Genomic DNA, 14701 nt, shown 5'->3' with positions numbered 1-14701 from the left:
TAGAACGTTGGTCGTGCGAAAAAACAAATACGAGGAGGGGAGCCTTGGAGCGATTCGATTGGGACGATCTGCGCTTCTTTCTCGCCGTGGCGCGCTCCGGGCGCCTGACGGCTGCGGCCCGCAGGCTCGGAGCCGACCACGCCACCGTCTCGCGTCGCATCACCTCGCTGGAGGAGGCGCTCAAGGCCAAGCTCTTCGAGCGCCGGCCGCAGGGCTACACGCTGACCGCGCATGGCGAGCGGCTGCTCGCCAAGGCGGAGAGCATGGAGACCGAGGCTCTCGCGATCCAGAGTGACATCGGCGGCGCTGACATGGCCTTGTCCGGCACGGTCAGGATCGGTGCGCCGGACGGCTTCGGTACCGCCTTCCTGGCGCCGCGGCTCGCAACCTTTGCGAGATCCTATCCCGGTCTCGAAATCCAGCTCATCGCGATGCCGCGGCTCTTGTCACTGTCGAAGCGCGAGGCCGATGTCGCGATCACGCTGGCCCCGCCCAAGGAGGGCAAGGTCGTCGCGCGCAAGCTCTCCGACTACCGCCTGGGTCTCTACGCCTCGCCGGAGTACCTCGCGTCGATGCCGCCGGTGACGCAGCCGGAGGATCTCTTCGAGCACCGCATCATCGGCTATATCGACGACCTCATCTTCTCGCCGGAGCTCGACTATCTCGACGAGGTCGCCAAGGGGCTGCGCGCCCATGTCCAGAGCTCCAGCGTCATCGCGCAGATGAATGCTGTGGTGGCGGGCGCCGGCATCGGCGTGATCCATCATTTCATGGCGGAGGGCGAGCCGCGCCTCGTCCCCGTTCTGCCGGAGACGGTGCAGATCACGCGCTCCTTCTGGCTGTTGGTCCATGCCGATCTGAAGGACGTTGCGCGGGTGCGCGCCATCGTCGACTTCATCGTGCGCGAGGCGAAAACGTCTCGGACCTTGCTGATGGGCGAGGGGAGGGTGGAGCATCGCGCAGCCGCCGAATAGCGCGAGCGGCGAGGCCGCGAGGATCTTTCAGCGCTCGTCCCGCGGATCGAGCGCACGGCCGCTGCGATAGGCGTCGAGGAAGCGATCGGACGCGATCAGGTCGGCAAGGGCCCGCAGACCCTTTGCGACATCGGAGCCGAGCGTGGTCTCGACCCGCCCATTGGCCGCTGCCCAGCGCGAAACGGCCTGCCGGAGGCGATCCCGGCCTGCTGCCGTCAGGCTTGCCCGCTTGCTGCGCCTGTCCTCCAGATCGGGATGCAGTTCGACCAGCCCGTCCCGGACCAACGGGCGCAGAGCATGGGTGAGTGCCGAGATCTGGATGAGCTGGCGTGCCGCAACTTCGTTCAGTGTCGGGCCACTGCCGTCTTCGGTCAGGCCATCGATAGCAGCGAGCAGTCCGAACTGTGTCGCCTTCAGGCCGAGCGGTGCGATCGCATCGTCATAGAGCTGGCCCAGCCGCCGCGTGGCGCGTCGCAAGGCAGTATTGGTGCAGGCAAGCGCGAAGAATGCCTCCGGCGCATCCTCCTGTCCCTCGCAGGCCTCCGGCGCCCTCTGATCGGATGTCATGTTCATACCCCTAAAATGGTTGAGCACCGCACTATTGAAAAGGGCTCGGGTGCTCCCATTTTATTGAGTGCTCAACAAAAAAGTTGAGTACTCAATTTAATAGGACGTTTCATCATGAGCACGCCTTCCCACCGCAAGCTCGCTGTCGTCACCGGCGCTTCCGCCGGCATCGGTGCCGTTTATGCCGACCGGCTGGCCGCGCGCGGATACGATCTTCTGCTGATTGCGCGCCGGCGCGACCGGCTGGAGGAGGTGGCCCGCCGTATCGCGGCCGTCCATGGCCGCGAGGCCGAGATTCTGGTTGCCGATCTCGCCGAAGAGGCCGACATCGCAGGTGTCGAGCGCGATCTCGCGGCGCGCGGAGACATCGAGCTTATCGTCAACAATGCCGGCATCGCCCGCTTCGCGCCGATCGCGAAGGCGCCTGCTTCCGACTCCGCCGCGCAGATCGCCCTGAATATCGGCGCGCTGACGCGGCTCACCCATGCCGTCCTGCCGGGCTTCGTCGCGCGGAACCGCGGGACGATCGTCAATATCGCCTCGATCCTCAGCTTGCACACACTGCCCTATAGCGCGGTCTATAGCGGTACGAAGGCCTATGTCCTCGCATTCTCGCGCGGTCTGCAGTCTGAACTTGAGGGGACGGCGGTGAAGGTCCAGAGCGTGCATCCGCCGGCGACGGCGACCGATATCTGGGAACTGGCGGGCGTGTCCCTGGAGAACTTCGACCCGGAGAAGGTGATGACCACGGAAGATCTGGTCGATGCCGCGCTTGCCGGGCTCGATCGCGACGAGGCGATCACCTGGCCTTCGGTCGCGGATGAAGCGCTGTGGACAGCGTTCGACGATGCCCGCACGGCGATCGTCACAGCGTCGCAGACCCGGAAGCCGGCGCCGCGTTACGCCGCCTGAAGCGAACCATCCCTCCGCAGGCCGCCCCGTTGTGAGATGGCCTGCCCGGGCTCAGAGTGCGTCGGCGCAGACCCGGTTCCGGCCGCTTTGCTTGGCGACGTAGAGCGCGCGGTCCGCGTGGCCGAGACAGGCGTCCAGCTCGTCCTCGGAGCCGATCTGGGCTACGCCCAGTGAAACCGTGAGGGCGAGCGTTTCGTTGTCCAGGACCAGTGGTTCCCGGGCAATCGCCTCCCGGATGTCGTCGCAAAGCCGGGTCGCCTCGGCGAGGTCCGCGCCCGGAAAGAGGATGGCGAATTCCTCGCCGCCGACGCGCGCCAGCAGGTTGAAGCCGCGCTCGGCGGCAGCGCTCAGGCCGCGTGCGACGGCTGCCAGAGCCTTGTCGCCCCCGTCATGGCCGTAGCGGTCGTTCAGGCGCTTGAAGTGGTCGACGTCGAGGATGGCGATCGAAACGGGCAACCCCATCTCGCGGGCTTCGCCCACCAGCTTCTGGCCGCGTTCGAAGAAGTGGCGGCGATTGAACAGGCCGGTGAGGAAGTCGCGCGCGGCGAGGTCCTGCAGTTGTTTGAGTTGCGTCAGCGTCTCGACGTTGGACGCGATGCGGCACTGCAGTTCCTCGAGCACGAAGGGGCGCGAGACGAAGTCGTGCGCGCCGGCCTTGAGGAAGCCCGCCGAAGTCTTGCGGTCGGTCGAAGACGAGATGCCGAGAAGCCGGACATGCGGATGGAGACGCCTGATACGGCGCGCCAGCTCGAAACCATCCATGTCGGGCATGTAGTAGTCGCTGACGACGAGCTGGATGTCGGGATTGCCCTCCAGGACCGTCAGCGCCTCCTGCCCGGAGCCGGCCTCGACCACGGCATATTGCTGGATCGAGAGCATGCGGGCGAGCACCTTGCGAGTGGTCCGGGTGTCGTCGACGACGAGGATGCGGGTGTTGCGGTTGTCCAGCGCCCGTTTGACAGTGTTGACGAGGTTGGGCAGCGCAAACTCGTTGTCTTTCAGGACGTAGTCGATCACCTCCCGTTCCATGATCCGCCCGCGCGTGGCGAGATCGAAGGTGGCGGTGAAGACGACGGAGGGGATGCCGTGGGTCACGGTCCAGTCCAGCGCCTCGCCGCGGGGCGCGTCGGGCAGGTTGAGATCGACGACCGCGATCGCGTAGGCGCCCGGCGCTGCGACGATGATCTCGCTCAGGTCCTTGAGCGAACCGCAGGTCGTGACGGGCAGCCCGGTCTCAGCTTCGAGGAACTGCCGTAACGCCAGCGAGAAGGTTCGGGAGTCCTCGATGACGAGAATCTTGCGGTCATCGGCAATCGGATCTTGTCTTGTCTGAAGCATCGTAAGAGCACCCATGCTTCATCTAGGGCGCTCCCAAGCTTAATTTTTCGTCACGGCGGCGCTGCGACTGTGCCGCCGCCGGCGCGGCATCCTAGATGCGCCAGGGCAGGATGTTCTGCGGCAGGTGCCGGCCGAGCAGGTCGAGGATCAGCATCGCGACCAGGATGATGGCCGAGGCGCTGATGGCGACGGCCGCGGCCTCGCCGGCGAGGCCGGCTTCCTTCAGGCTGAACAGCACGACGCCCAGCGTTTCGGTGCCGGAGGACCACAGCAGCGCCGAGACTGTCAGCTCGTTGAACGCGACGAGGAAGACCATCAGCGCCGAGACGGCGGCAGCCGGCGCCAGGATCGGCGCGACGATGAAGCGCAGCATCTGCCAGAGGCTGGCGCCGTCGAGCTTTGCCGCCTCTTCGTGATGCGCCTCGATCTGGGCCATGGCCGCGACGGGGGCCTTCAGCGCCAGCGGCAGGAATCGGGCGAGATAGGCGAAGAGGATGATGAAGGGCGTGCCGTAGATGCTGACGCCGATCAGCGGCAGCGGCTTCAGGAAGATCAGGATGCAGGCGATGGCGAGGACCACGCCGGGCAGGGCATAGGGCAGCTCGATCATGAGCTCGATCGGACGCCTCAGCTTGCCCATTCGCCGCTCCAGCCCATAGGCGAAAGCGATCGCGAGGAAGGCCAGGATCACGGCGGCGGCGCCGGCGAAGAGCAGCGAGTTGCGGAAGGCGCGCATGGTCACGGCTTGCCTGAGCAGAACTTCAGTGAACTTGTCGAAGGTCAGCGTTTGCCAGGATAGAGCGACGCCGAGCGCGGGCGTCAGCGCCTCGCTCAGCAGCGCCAGCAAGGGCAATCCGAGTTTCAGTGCCAGCAGCAGCCAGAGCCCGGCCGCGACGAAGGGGCGGGCAGAGCCCAGCAGCCAGTAGGGTTCGAGCGGCCGCTCGATCTCGACCTTGCCGCGTTGGCGCCGGGCGACCAGCGTGCCCGCGACGATGCCGAGCGCCGCCACGATGGCGACGAGCACGGCAAGCGCCGCCGTCTCGCCAAGGCTCGACGGGCCGAAGCTCGACAGCCGGCGATAGATCAGCGTCGGCAGCGTGAGATAGTTCACCGGCAGGCCGAGCAGGGCCGGGATGCCGAAATTGCCGACGCCCGCAACGAAGGCGATGAGGCCGGCTGCGACGATCTGCGGTCGCAGCACCGGGACGATGATGCGCGCGGTGATGGTGGCGTTCGACGCGCCCTCCATCTGCGCCGCCTCGACCAGCGATTGCGGTATGCTGCGCAGGCCGGTCCAGAGGGTGATCGCGACCAGCGGCGCGTGGTGCAGCGCCATCACCAGGATGATGCCGCCGCGGCCCAGCAATGGATTGGGGGTGCCCGGCGCCGGCGCCAGGCCGATGAGCGAAAGGATCTGCGAATTCGGCGCGAGCAGGCTGAGGAAGGCGAGCGCCGCGACCTGCGGCGCGATCATCATCGAGAAGACGAAGAAGAAGGCGAGGGGGCGTTTCCCGCGCACATCGGTGACGCCGAGAGCCAGAGCGACGATGCCGCCGACAATGAGAGCACCGAGCGCGGAAATGCAGGCGGTTTCCAGCGTATGCCAGGTCGCGGCGACGGCGGAACGGCTCGCCATCTCGGCGAAGGCGGCATCCGGCGCGAACTGCCAGCCGGGAGCGAAGGCCGCGGCGACGAGCCGGAAGAAGGGCAGCCCGCCGAGCAGCAGCGCGACCGCGACGACGAGCGCCGGCAGGCCGAGGCCGTCCGGCAGCCGCAGAGGCAGCAGAGGCGGGGCCGCGAGCGCGGGCTCCCGCTTCGTGTTCTGGTCGATGGCCAGCGTCATGGCGCCGGCGCCCCTAGCATGGAAGCGACCTTACTCGAAGATCGAGCTGAAGCGCTTGCGCGCCGCAGCCTCGTCGGCGAGCGCCTTGGCGGCGTCGAACGACATCAGCTTGATCGCGCTGCGCGCCGGGTAGCCCGCGGGCAGGGCGACATCGGGATGGGCCGCGACATAGCCCTGCTTCAGCGCGAGTTCCTGGCCCTCCTTCGACAGCAGGAAGTCGATGAAGGCCTTCGCGGCCTCCGGGTTCTTCGTGCTCTTCAGGATCGCCACGGGCTCGCTGACGGCGGAGACGCCCTCGCTCGGGAAGACGAACTCGACCGGCGCGCCCTTGGCCTTCTCGCGGATCGGCATGAAGTCGACGATCATGCCGTAGAGCTTCTCGCCCGTGGCGACCTGGCGCAGGATGTCGCCATTGGCGCCGGCAGCCAGCGTGCCGTTCTCCTTGAGCTTCTCGTAGAAGTCCCAGCCGTCCTTCAGATTCCCGGTCAGCGTGATCGTGTGGATCAGCGCGGCGCCCGAGTTCAGCGGGCTCGGCATGGCCAGCTGGTTCTTGGCTTCCGGTCTGGTGAGATCGGTCCAGCTCGCCGGCTTCATCGCCGCCTTGGTGTTGTAGACGATTCCGGTGGTGATCAGCTTGGTCGCGAACCACATCTTCTTGGGATCATGGACGCCGGCCGGGTAGGCGGCGACATCGGCCTTGTCGTGGGCGAGCAGCCTGTCGTCCTTCTTGAGGCCTTCCATCGTCACCGAATCGGCGATCAGGAGTACGTCGGCCTGCGGGGCGCCGGCCTCGAATTCCGCCTTGAGCTTCGCCATGATGCGCGGCGTTCCGTCGCGGACGAAGGAGACGTCGACCTTTGGGTATTTCGCCTTGAAGGCGTCGATCGTTTGCTGGGCGTCGGTGTTCGGCTGGCTGGTGTAGAGTACGAGCTTGCCTTCGGCCGCGAGCGCGCCGGACGCGGCGGCAAGGCCGGCCGCAATGATGAAGGCGTTCAAGGCCTTGCGCTGCATGGAACTCTCCGTCTCTGAATCGCGATTGCGAGATGGCGCTGCGCGTAGACCGCGTAGATGACGGTTCCATGAAACCGCTGCCGGAAGCTGTGCCCGGGGCGGTCCAGTTTGGAATTAAAAATACTATTTGTTGAGAGCCGGACCGTCTTGTTTCGTGCGGGGCTTTTCGACTAGGGTCGCGGCAAGGCGATCAAAAACGTCGAATTAAAACGGTTTAAACGGGAGGTTATCTGATGAAATTGGCTCGAAATTTCGCGATGGGCACCGCCGTCGCCGCGGTCCTCGCGGGCTGGACCGGCGCTGCTTCGGCGCAGGAAGTCCTCACCGCCTGGTTCACCAAGGGCTTCTATAAGGGCGAGGACGACGCGCTGTTGGCCGTCGTCGACAAGTTCCAGAAGGCAACCGGCGTCAAGGTCGAGCTCTCACTCTATGCGACCGAGGACTGCGTCACCAAATCGGTCGGCGCCGTCGATGCCGGCACGCCGCCGGATGTCGGCTTCTGCACCACCTATGATTTCCGAACGACCGGAAAATGGGCCTATGACGGCAAGCTCGAGGACGTCTCGGACGTGCTTGAGCCGCTCAAGTCCGAGCTGCAGCCTATGGCGCTCTCGACCACCTTCCTGATGAACGGCAAGGCCGGCAAAAAGTCCTACTATGCCTTCCCGGTCGAGCAGCAGATGATGCACATCACCTACTGGAAGGACATGCTGGAGGAGGCCGGCTTCAAGGAGGCCGACATCCCGAAGACCTGGGACGGCTACTGGGACTTCTGGTGCGACAAGGTGCAGGGTTCGCTGCGCGCCAAGGGCAAGCGCATCTATGGCATCGGCCATCCGATGGGCATCGCCGCCTCCGACACCTTCTACTCCTTCCTGACTTTCGCCAACGCCTATAACGCCAAGGTCGTCGACGAGAACGGCAAGATCGTGCTCGACCAGCCCGAGAACAAGAAGGCGATGGTCGAGGCGGTGAAGTCCTACGCCAACATCTTCCAGCGCGGCTGCACGCCGCCGTCCTCCGTCAACTGGCTAGACCCGGACAACAACGTCGCCTTCCACAACCGCACGACTGTCGCCACGCACAACGCCACGATCTCGATCGCCGGCAAGCATATGGACGACATGAACAACCCCTCGCTCACGGCCGAGCAGCGGGCGCAGGCGAAGAAGAACTACGAGGACAACATTCGCACGGCCGAGTTCCCGCTCAAGGCCGACGGCAGCAAGATGACGAACCTTGCCGCGGTCAAGACGGCGGTGATCTTCGCCGATGCCAAGAACAAGAAGCGCGCCAAGGAATTCATGGCCTTCTTCATGAAGGACGAGAACCTGCGGCCGTTCGTCGAAGGCTCGGCCGGCCGCTGGGTCCCGACGACGCTGAAGGGCATCGAGGCGCCGTTCTGGTCTGACGGCAAGGACCCGCACCGCGCGGTCGTCTACAAGCAGTACAAGGACGGCACCGTGCCGTTCCAGTTCGTCTACAACTACAACTTCACGACCGTGAACGCCGAGAACGTCTGGGCCAAGGCCGTGAACCGCGTGGTTCAGGACAAGATCCCGGCCGAGCAGGCCGTGGACGAGATGATCGCCCGCATCAAGCAGATCGCCGGGTAAGCGTCGGACCGAAAGGCGGAAGCCGCTTTTCGGCAGAATCCGATGCAGGAACGAGAACATCGATCGTCGGAGCGGATCGGCGTATCCGCCCCGGCGGTCTGAGGGCCCCGCGTCCGTTACGCTCGCATCCTCGATCCGCCGCGGCAATGCCTGCCGCGGCGGAGCTTTCACCGGGTGACAATTCCAGGGAGAGTCCATGAGCACTGCCGCCATGACAGCGCCGATTTCGGCACCGCGTGAGGATAAATCGGGCTTCACGCGCGACCGCGCGACCTGGGGTGCGATCATGCTGGCGCCCTATGTGCTCGTCTTCGCTGTGATGGTGGTCTACCCGGTTGGCTATGGCCTCTGGCTCGGCCTCAACTGGAACTCCTACAAGGCGCTCTTCGCCGACCCGATCTTCCTGCGCACCGTCGTCAATACGATCATCTTCCTGTTCGTGGCGGTGAACCTGAAGTTCCTCATCGCACTGGGGTTGTCCGGCTTCTTCGTGCAGCAGCGGGCCTGGATCCGCTTCGTGCTGGTGCTGTTCATCCTGCCCTGGGCGGTGCCTTCGATCCCGACCATCCTGTCGTTCCGCGTGATGTTGAACCCGGAGAACGGCATGGTGAACCAGCAGCTCTTCCAGTGGTTCGGCGTCATGGAGGGGCCGGGCTGGCTGACCGATCCGACGCTCGCCTTCGCCATGTCGATCATGGTCCACATCTGGAAGTCGCTGCCGTTCTGGACGCTGATCCTGATCACCGGCCGGCTCGCCATCGCGCAGGACCTCTACGAGGCGGCAAGCGTCGATGGTGCCAATCGCTGGCAGCAGTTCCGCTTCATCACCTGGCCCTCGCTGGCGACGCTCTACGTCACCTCGACCATGCTCTCGATGATCTGGACGCTGGGCGACTTCAATAGCGTCTACCTGCTCAACAGCGGCGGTCCCGGCGACCTCAATCACGTCCTCGCGACGCTTGGCATCCGCTACATGCGCAACAACAATCTCGATCTCGGCATCGCCTCGATCATCGTCGCCATGCCGCTGATCCTGCCGATGGTCTTCGTGATGGTGAAGCGCCTGTCGAAGGGAGCGGACGCATGAGGAAGTTCCTCGACGAAGGCAAGCTGATCCTGATCGCGATTCCCGTGCTGATCTGGACGCTGCTGCCGATCTACCACCTCTTCGTGCTGTCGATCTCGAACCAGGAGTCGATGCTGGCCGGCAAGCTCTGGCCGGACAACCCGACGCTGCAGAATTTCCAGATCGTCTTCAACCAGCAGCACTACTACCTGCATAATTTCTGGCGGCAGCTGTTCAACAGCTTCTTCATCGCGATCGCGACGGGGGGGATCACGCTGTTCGTCGCGACGCTCGCCGCCTTCGCCATCGCCCGGCTCAAGGTGAAGGGCGGGCGCACGATGATGAATCTCGCGCTCGCGACCTATCTCATTCCGGCCGCCTTCCTCGCCATCCCCATGTACAAGGCGATGGGCTCCTACGGGCTGCTCAATACGCAGGCCTCGCTGATCCTCGCCATGGTCGCGCTGGCCTCGCCCTATGCGATCTGGGTGCTGAAGCAGGCTTCCGACAAATTGCCGAAGGAGCTCGACGAGGCGGCGGTGATGGACGGCGCCACCTCGCTCCAGCTCTTCCGGCTGGTCTATCTGCCGCTGATGAAGCCCTCGATGGTGGTGATCGGCATCTACGCGCTGCTGCTCGCCTGGAACGAGTATCTCTACGCCTTCCTGCTGCTCTCGTCGGAGAAGGCGGTGCCTCTGGCGGTCGGCCTCGGCCTCTTCCTTTCGGCCGACGATGCGCCCTGGAACCTGCTGATGGCGGCGGGTCTGCTCTATGCCATCCCGCCAGCCGTGATCTATTACGGCTTCCGCAAGAACATGGTCAGCGGCCTGACCTCGGGTGCGGTGAAGAGCTGAGGGCGGTTGCCAACCCCGTCATTCTCGGGCGCAGCGAAGCGCAGACCCGAGAATCTCTCGCAGGAAGGAGCGCACCTCCTTCCCGAGATGCCCGGGGCAAGCCCGGGCATGACCTGCGGACCGGCCACTGCATGGCAGAACTGCTTCATCGCTCTCGCAATGGCGGCGAACAGGCGTCACATTGCGTGCGTTATGACAAGAAGAATTGTCGAGGATAGATCAATGACCGCCTCCAAGCTCGACCAGCTCCGCGAAATGACCACTGTCGTCGCCGACACCGGCGATATCGAGGCCGTGCGCCGGCTGAAGCCGGTCGATTGCACCACGAATCCGACCCTGATCCTCAAGGCCGTCGAGGCCCCGGCCTATGCCCATCTCGTCGACGAGGCGATCGGCTGGGGCAAGAAGCAGGGTGGCGGCGAGAAGGCGGTCCATGCCGTCTGCGACCGCCTCGCGGTGAGCTTCGGCACCGAGCTGACCAAGATCGTGCCCGGCCGTGTCTCGACCGAGGTCGATGCCGATCTCTCCTTCGATACGCAGGCGAGCATCGAGAAGGCCCGCGCCATCATCGCCGCCTACAAGGAGCGCGGCGTCGGCAAGGACCGCATCCTGATCAAGGTCGCCTCGACCTGGGAGGGGCTGCAGGCGGCCAAGGTGCTGCAGGCCGAGGGGATCGACTGCAACCTGACGCTGCTTTTCGCGCTGCCGCAGGCGGTCGCTGCGGCCGACGCCAGGGCCTTCCTGATCTCGCCCTTCGTCGGGCGCATCCTCGACTGGCACGTCAAGGCCGGCGGCGGCCCCTACACCGCCGAGACCGATCCCGGCGTCGTTTCGGTCCGGTCGATCTATGCCTATTACAAGACCTACGGCATCGACACGGTGGTGATGGGCGCCTCCTTCCGCAACACCGGCGAGATCGAGGCGCTGGCCGGCTGCGACCGGCTGACCATTGGCCCGGGCCTGCTCGACGAGCTCGCCGGCGCGACCGGGGAGCTGCCGCGCAAGCTCAAGCGCGAGGCGCCCGGCAAGGCCCCGGAAAAGCTCGTGCTCGACGAGAAGGCCTTCCGCTTCGCCATGAACGAGGACGCGATGGCGACGGAGAAGCTGGCGGAAGGCATCCGCGGCTTCGTCAAGGACCTGCGCAGCCTGCGCAAGCTCGTTGCCGAAAAGCTCGGCTAAAGCGGCCATGGCGGAGCGCCGGCCGCCATCGGGACCGATCTGCTGCAGCAGATGAGCGGAGACGGTCGCGGCCATGGTCGCCAAGAGCCCGCTGAAGCGGCTCGGCACGGTCGCGGAGCTGGTCGAGCTGGTCGCCTGGTTCGCGAGCGAGTGTTGCAGCTTCTCGACGGGTGCGGTCTTCGATCTTTCGGGCAGGCGCGCCACCTACTGACGCCCGGCTTGCGTCAGATCATTGACGCAACCGCTGCGTGGGTTTCTCATGCGAGTCGTCGAACGAGGCGGCCCGGCTGTCGCGGCTGCCCGGAATGGAGTCTGCCGCCATGAGCACACCATCTGGAGTCTCCACCCCTCCCTCTCTCGGTACGCATCTCATTCCGCTCCGGCGTAGTTGGGGCTGGCTGATGGCGGAGGGGATCGTCCTCATCATCCTCGGCGTTCTGGGTCTCGGCGCCGTGGCGCTGCTCAGCCTCGCCAGTGCGATCTGGTTCGGCGCCATGATCTTCGTCGGCGGCATCGTCGTGCTGATCGACGCCTTCCGCCATCAGGGCTGGAAAAGCCGCCTGTGGCACATCCTGATCGGCGTGCTCTACGTCGCGGTCGGCGTGATGACCTTCGTCAATCCGCTGGTCGCCACGGCCTCGCTGACCCTTCTGGTCGGTGCGGCCCTGGTCGCGACGGGCGTGCTGCGCCTCATCATGGCGTTCCAGAACCGGGAGCTGCCCTATTGGGGCTGGGTCGCGTTCTCCGGCGCGCTGTCGTTGCTGCTCGGCGGCATGATCCTGGCGCAATGGCCCGGCTCGAGCCTGTGGGTACTCGGCACTTTCCTGGCGATCGAGCTGATCTTCCAGGGCTGGGCGGCGATCGCGCTGGCGCGCGCCATCCGCTCGACCTTTGACGGTGTCCGGCCGGGGGGCTGACGCAGGAAGGCTAGGGCTGGGCGGATTCGCGTTGCGCCACCGGCTGGGCCAGCGAGATGTCGGCCGGGCTGGGTGGTGCGTCGCGGAAATCGCGGAAGAAGCTGCGGCCGCCGGCCGCGGCTGCTTGCAGTTGGCCCTTCCAGCTCTTCTCGCCGGGCTTGCCGCCTAGCGCGGTAAAGTCACCCTCGATCATGTGATCGCTGTCGCGGCCCTGATAGACCAGCACGCCCCGTGCTGTGACGACCACATCGCCGCGTCGCAATGTCGGATCCTTCAGATACCAATCGGGGTCCCGCTGGGGATCGAGCTTGACCACTGGTGGCTTCGGCTTGGAGGCCGCCTCGGCCGAAGCGCGTTTCCGGTGAGGCTTAACGGTGACGCTGAGCGGGTCATAGGGCTCGAACTCGATCACCGGGCGCGGTTGAGGCCGTCCGAACAGGGCATTGGCCAAATTGTCGAGGAAGCCGGCGGCACCCGCAGGCATGGTTGCCGCGATGCTCGCCATCGCCGCGATAAATACGACCTCGCGCAACCGTCTCGCCATCTCGCCGGCCTCCCTGCCGGGACAACAACTGACGACTCGATGCAAAGTTTCAACGACAGGACGCGGGCGCGCTTAACGACCGGTCAATCGACCGGGTCCGCGGGAAGGCGCCGTCAACCTTGATAGGTCGGCCTTGAATCACCTTTTCGTGTTTCGGCTCTGGCGGCCATGGCATTTCCTTCAAGTTGACGGATGGTTGCCGCTTCTCAGGCAGCTTCCGGGTGCCATCATGATCAGGATCGTTGGCTTCTGCCTCGCAGCCCTGCTGGCCGCATCGCAGGCGCAGGCCCAGTCTGCCTGGAGCTTCGATCGGGGTGCGACCGAGATCAGCTTCATCGGGCACCGTTTCGGGGCCGTGGTCACGAACGGCCGCTTCGAGCGATACGAAGGCAGCTTCGCCATCGATTTCGACCACCCGGAGCGAAGTCGTGTCCGTGTGACGCTGCAGACGGCGTCGATCAAAGCGGGTTCACCGCTGGTCGACGGCTTCATTGCTGGTGAGAGCATGCTCGATGCAGCGCACTATCCCGTGGCGAGCTTCGTTTCCGAAAACGTGTCGCGCACTGGTGAGCACAGCCTCGACATCCGCGGCAGGTTGACGATCAAGGGCGTGACACAGCCCTTCTCTGTGAAGGCGACCGTGGACGGAGACATCGAGCGGGCTAGGCGCGGCGACGTGCTGCCCTTCCAGGCCAGCGGCAGTTTCCTGCGGCCAGCCTATGGCATCGGCCGGGACGTGAACATCGTCGACGACCAGATGGACATCGTCATCAAGGGGCGCCTGAAGCGATGAGCGATGGGGCGGGGCGGCCGGCGCGCTGGCATCCGGCCAGCGTCGTGCTGCACTGGCTGACGCTGCTGCTCGTGCTGTTCCAGTTCTGGATCGCAGGGCCGATGCGCGACGAGAGCCGCGACCTCATCTCCCGCTTCGAACTCTATCAGCGCCATAAATCCGTGGGGTTGACGATCGCGCTCTTCGTGGTGCTGCGGCTCTTGCTGCGTCTTGCCATTCCGCAGCCGGGACCTTTCGAGAGCAATCCCTGGCTGCGGGGCGCGGCCGGCACCGTTCACGCCGGGCTCTATCTCTGCCTGCTGGCATTGCCGGTCACGGGGCTGCTGATGGCGGCGGCGGCGCCGATCCAGATCCCGACGCTCTATTTCGGGCTGTTCCCGGTGCCGCACCCGGTCGGTCCTAACCCTGCCATCTACCAGCGGATGCTGTGGCTGCACAATCAGCTCGGCAACATCCTGATCGCGCTCGGCGTCGCGCATGTGGCGGCGGTCGCCGTCCATATGCTGCTCTGGCGCGATGGCCTGCTCGGCCGGATGTGGTTCGGTCGGCGCTGGTCGTAACCGTCTTCAGCGACCGTTCGCCGCCTCGCCGCTTTGGTCGGCCTCCGCCGCCGCGGTGTCCGTCCTCCCTGGGGCGCTCTGGAACATGGTGCGGCCGCCCGCGGCTGCGGTCTGCAGATTTTGCTTCCAGCCCTTGGGGTCGCTGCCGCCGAGCGCGACGAAATCGCTGGAGTGCGCCGCATCGCTGTCGCGCCCCTGATAGACCAGCACACCGCTCGCGGTGACGACAATATCGCCCCGTCGCAGCGTTGGGTCCTTCAAATACCAGTGGCGGTCGGTCTGCGGGTCCAGCTTGGCGACCGGGAGCTTGGGCTTCGAGGAGGCTTCGGGTGCCCGCGGGCGTGGCCGCGCCCGGGGCCTGTCATCGTCGAACTCATAGATCGGCGAGGCCCGCAGGCGGGGCGCGCCGAAGATCGCCCGCGCCAGACTGTCGAAGAAGCCGGCCGCCTCCGCACCGGGCGCGGCCGCGGCGGACAGCAGAGCCGCCATCCCGAACCGGATCGCAAATCCGTGCCTCATCGCCGAGC

The 14701-nt window shown here is 65.6% G+C and carries 16 protein-coding genes; 10 read left to right on the top strand and 6 right to left on the bottom strand.

What is annotated here, in order from left to right:
* Positions 1–44 precede the first annotated feature (44 nt).
* A complete protein-coding gene (locus tag AC1DNE_RS16475) occupies positions 45–974 on the top strand; it encodes a LysR family transcriptional regulator (RefSeq protein ID WP_441471443.1) in 930 nt (309 codons plus the stop codon).
* A gap of 27 nt (positions 975–1001) precedes the next feature.
* On the opposite strand, the gene AC1DNE_RS16470 is transcribed toward AC1DNE_RS16475, so the two are convergent.
* On the bottom strand, positions 1002–1541 hold the full coding sequence (locus AC1DNE_RS16470; RefSeq protein WP_476841124.1) for a MarR family winged helix-turn-helix transcriptional regulator: 540 nt from the start codon (positions 1539–1541) through the stop codon (positions 1002–1004).
* A 114-nt stretch (positions 1542–1655) separates the two neighbouring features.
* Between AC1DNE_RS16470 and AC1DNE_RS16465 the strand changes: the two genes are divergently transcribed.
* Entirely contained in the window at positions 1656–2453 is a 798-nt protein-coding gene (locus AC1DNE_RS16465) for an SDR family NAD(P)-dependent oxidoreductase (RefSeq protein WP_441471441.1), read from the top strand.
* A gap of 51 nt (positions 2454–2504) precedes the next feature.
* Here the strand turns inward: AC1DNE_RS16465 and AC1DNE_RS16460 are convergent, their stop codons facing one another.
* The 3 genes from AC1DNE_RS16460 to AC1DNE_RS16450 all read right to left on the bottom strand — a co-directional run bounded on the left by AC1DNE_RS16460 (position 2505) and on the right by AC1DNE_RS16450 (position 6645).
* Complete coding sequence (locus AC1DNE_RS16460) at positions 2505–3791, bottom strand: GGDEF domain-containing response regulator (RefSeq protein ID WP_441471440.1); 1287 nt, start codon at positions 3789–3791, stop codon at positions 2505–2507.
* Between the two features lie 91 nt (positions 3792–3882).
* Positions 3883–5634, bottom strand: a complete 1752-nt coding sequence (locus AC1DNE_RS16455; RefSeq protein WP_476766112.1) for an ABC transporter permease — start codon at positions 5632–5634, stop codon at positions 3883–3885.
* Positions 5635–5664: 30 nt separating this feature from the next.
* Positions 5665–6645 (bottom strand): ABC transporter substrate-binding protein, encoded by a 981-nt coding sequence (locus AC1DNE_RS16450; RefSeq protein ID WP_441471438.1) that lies wholly within the window; start codon positions 6643–6645, stop codon positions 5665–5667.
* Positions 6646–6878: 233 nt separating this feature from the next.
* Here AC1DNE_RS16450 and AC1DNE_RS16445 point away from each other — a divergent pair, with 233 nt between their 5' ends.
* The 6 genes from AC1DNE_RS16445 to AC1DNE_RS16420 all read left to right on the top strand — a co-directional run bounded on the left by AC1DNE_RS16445 (position 6879) and on the right by AC1DNE_RS16420 (position 12277).
* The gene (locus AC1DNE_RS16445) at positions 6879–8261 is read left to right on the top strand and encodes an ABC transporter substrate-binding protein (RefSeq protein ID WP_441471437.1); all 1383 of its coding nucleotides are present in this window, start codon (positions 6879–6881) and stop codon (positions 8259–8261) included.
* Positions 8262–8547: 286 nt separating this feature from the next.
* Positions 8548–9348 carry a carbohydrate ABC transporter permease gene (locus AC1DNE_RS16440; RefSeq protein WP_441471585.1) on the top strand — a complete coding sequence of 267 codons (801 nt, stop codon included), beginning with the start codon at positions 8548–8550 and terminating at the stop codon, positions 9346–9348.
* Positions 9345–10181 carry a carbohydrate ABC transporter permease gene (locus AC1DNE_RS16435; RefSeq protein ID WP_441471436.1) on the top strand — a complete coding sequence of 279 codons (837 nt, stop codon included), beginning with the start codon at positions 9345–9347 and terminating at the stop codon, positions 10179–10181. Before AC1DNE_RS16440 ends, AC1DNE_RS16435 begins: the two co-directional genes overlap by 4 nt.
* Positions 10182–10403: 222 nt before the next feature.
* Positions 10404–11360 carry a transaldolase gene (tal, locus tag AC1DNE_RS16430; RefSeq protein WP_441471435.1) on the top strand — a complete coding sequence of 319 codons (957 nt, stop codon included), beginning with the start codon at positions 10404–10406 and terminating at the stop codon, positions 11358–11360.
* Positions 11361–11433: 73 nt separating this feature from the next.
* Complete coding sequence (locus AC1DNE_RS16425; protein ID WP_441471434.1) at positions 11434–11571, top strand: hypothetical protein; 138 nt, start codon at positions 11434–11436, stop codon at positions 11569–11571.
* A gap of 109 nt (positions 11572–11680) precedes the next feature.
* A complete protein-coding gene (locus AC1DNE_RS16420; protein ID WP_441471433.1) occupies positions 11681–12277 on the top strand; it encodes an HdeD family acid-resistance protein in 597 nt (198 codons plus the stop codon).
* A 10-nt stretch (positions 12278–12287) separates the two neighbouring features.
* On the opposite strand, the gene AC1DNE_RS16415 is transcribed toward AC1DNE_RS16420, so the two are convergent.
* Entirely contained in the window at positions 12288–12821 is a 534-nt protein-coding gene (locus AC1DNE_RS16415) for a hypothetical protein (protein WP_441471432.1), read from the bottom strand.
* Positions 12822–13050: 229 nt separating this feature from the next.
* Between AC1DNE_RS16415 and AC1DNE_RS16410 the strand changes: the two genes are divergently transcribed.
* Complete coding sequence (locus AC1DNE_RS16410; protein WP_441471431.1) at positions 13051–13614, top strand: YceI family protein; 564 nt, start codon at positions 13051–13053, stop codon at positions 13612–13614.
* The gene (locus AC1DNE_RS16405; RefSeq protein ID WP_441471430.1) at positions 13611–14174 is read left to right on the top strand and encodes a cytochrome b; all 564 of its coding nucleotides are present in this window, start codon (positions 13611–13613) and stop codon (positions 14172–14174) included. Before AC1DNE_RS16410 ends, AC1DNE_RS16405 begins: the two co-directional genes overlap by 4 nt.
* Before the next feature lie 6 nt (positions 14175–14180).
* Here AC1DNE_RS16405 and AC1DNE_RS16400 read toward each other — a convergent pair whose 3' ends face one another.
* A complete protein-coding gene (locus tag AC1DNE_RS16400) occupies positions 14181–14663 on the bottom strand; it encodes a hypothetical protein (RefSeq protein WP_441471429.1) in 483 nt (160 codons plus the stop codon).
* Positions 14664–14701: the final 38 nt, after the last annotated feature.

It is taken from the genome of Allobosea sp. 05L423, from assembly GCF_056397745.1.
The sequence above is the reverse complement of the archived record's forward strand: the minus strand, read 5'-3'. Positions and strand labels throughout refer to the sequence as shown.

Excerpts from the sequence above, each read along its gene's own strand:
- AC1DNE_RS16460 (WP_441471440.1), bottom strand. The coding sequence starts at position 3,791 with ATGCTTCAGACAAGACAAGATCCGATTGCCGATGACCGCAAGATTCTC.
- AC1DNE_RS16440 (WP_441471585.1), top strand. The coding sequence starts at position 8,548 with ATGCTGGCGCCCTATGTGCTCGTCTTCGCTGTGATGGTGGTCTACCCG.
- AC1DNE_RS16420 (WP_441471433.1), top strand. The coding sequence starts at position 11,681 with ATGAGCACACCATCTGGAGTCTCCACCCCTCCCTCTCTCGGTACGCAT.
- AC1DNE_RS16470 (WP_476841124.1), bottom strand. The coding sequence starts at position 1,541 with ATGACATCCGATCAGAGGGCGCCGGAGGCCTGCGAGGGACAGGAGGAT.
- AC1DNE_RS16410 (WP_441471431.1), top strand. The coding sequence starts at position 13,051 with ATGATCAGGATCGTTGGCTTCTGCCTCGCAGCCCTGCTGGCCGCATCG.
- AC1DNE_RS16450 (WP_441471438.1), bottom strand. The coding sequence starts at position 6,645 with ATGCAGCGCAAGGCCTTGAACGCCTTCATCATTGCGGCCGGCCTTGCC.
- tal (WP_441471435.1), top strand. The coding sequence starts at position 10,404 with ATGACCGCCTCCAAGCTCGACCAGCTCCGCGAAATGACCACTGTCGTC.
- AC1DNE_RS16455 (WP_476766112.1), bottom strand. The coding sequence starts at position 5,634 with ATGACGCTGGCCATCGACCAGAACACGAAGCGGGAGCCCGCGCTCGCG.
- AC1DNE_RS16465 (WP_441471441.1), top strand. The coding sequence starts at position 1,656 with ATGAGCACGCCTTCCCACCGCAAGCTCGCTGTCGTCACCGGCGCTTCC.
- AC1DNE_RS16415 (WP_441471432.1), bottom strand. The coding sequence starts at position 12,821 with ATGGCGAGACGGTTGCGCGAGGTCGTATTTATCGCGGCGATGGCGAGC.
- AC1DNE_RS16445 (WP_441471437.1), top strand. The coding sequence starts at position 6,879 with ATGAAATTGGCTCGAAATTTCGCGATGGGCACCGCCGTCGCCGCGGTC.
- AC1DNE_RS16405 (WP_441471430.1), top strand. The coding sequence starts at position 13,611 with ATGAGCGATGGGGCGGGGCGGCCGGCGCGCTGGCATCCGGCCAGCGTC.
- AC1DNE_RS16425 (WP_441471434.1), top strand. The coding sequence starts at position 11,434 with ATGGTCGCCAAGAGCCCGCTGAAGCGGCTCGGCACGGTCGCGGAGCTG.
- AC1DNE_RS16435 (WP_441471436.1), top strand. The coding sequence starts at position 9,345 with ATGAGGAAGTTCCTCGACGAAGGCAAGCTGATCCTGATCGCGATTCCC.
- AC1DNE_RS16400 (WP_441471429.1), bottom strand. The coding sequence starts at position 14,663 with ATGGCGGCTCTGCTGTCCGCCGCGGCCGCGCCCGGTGCGGAGGCGGCC.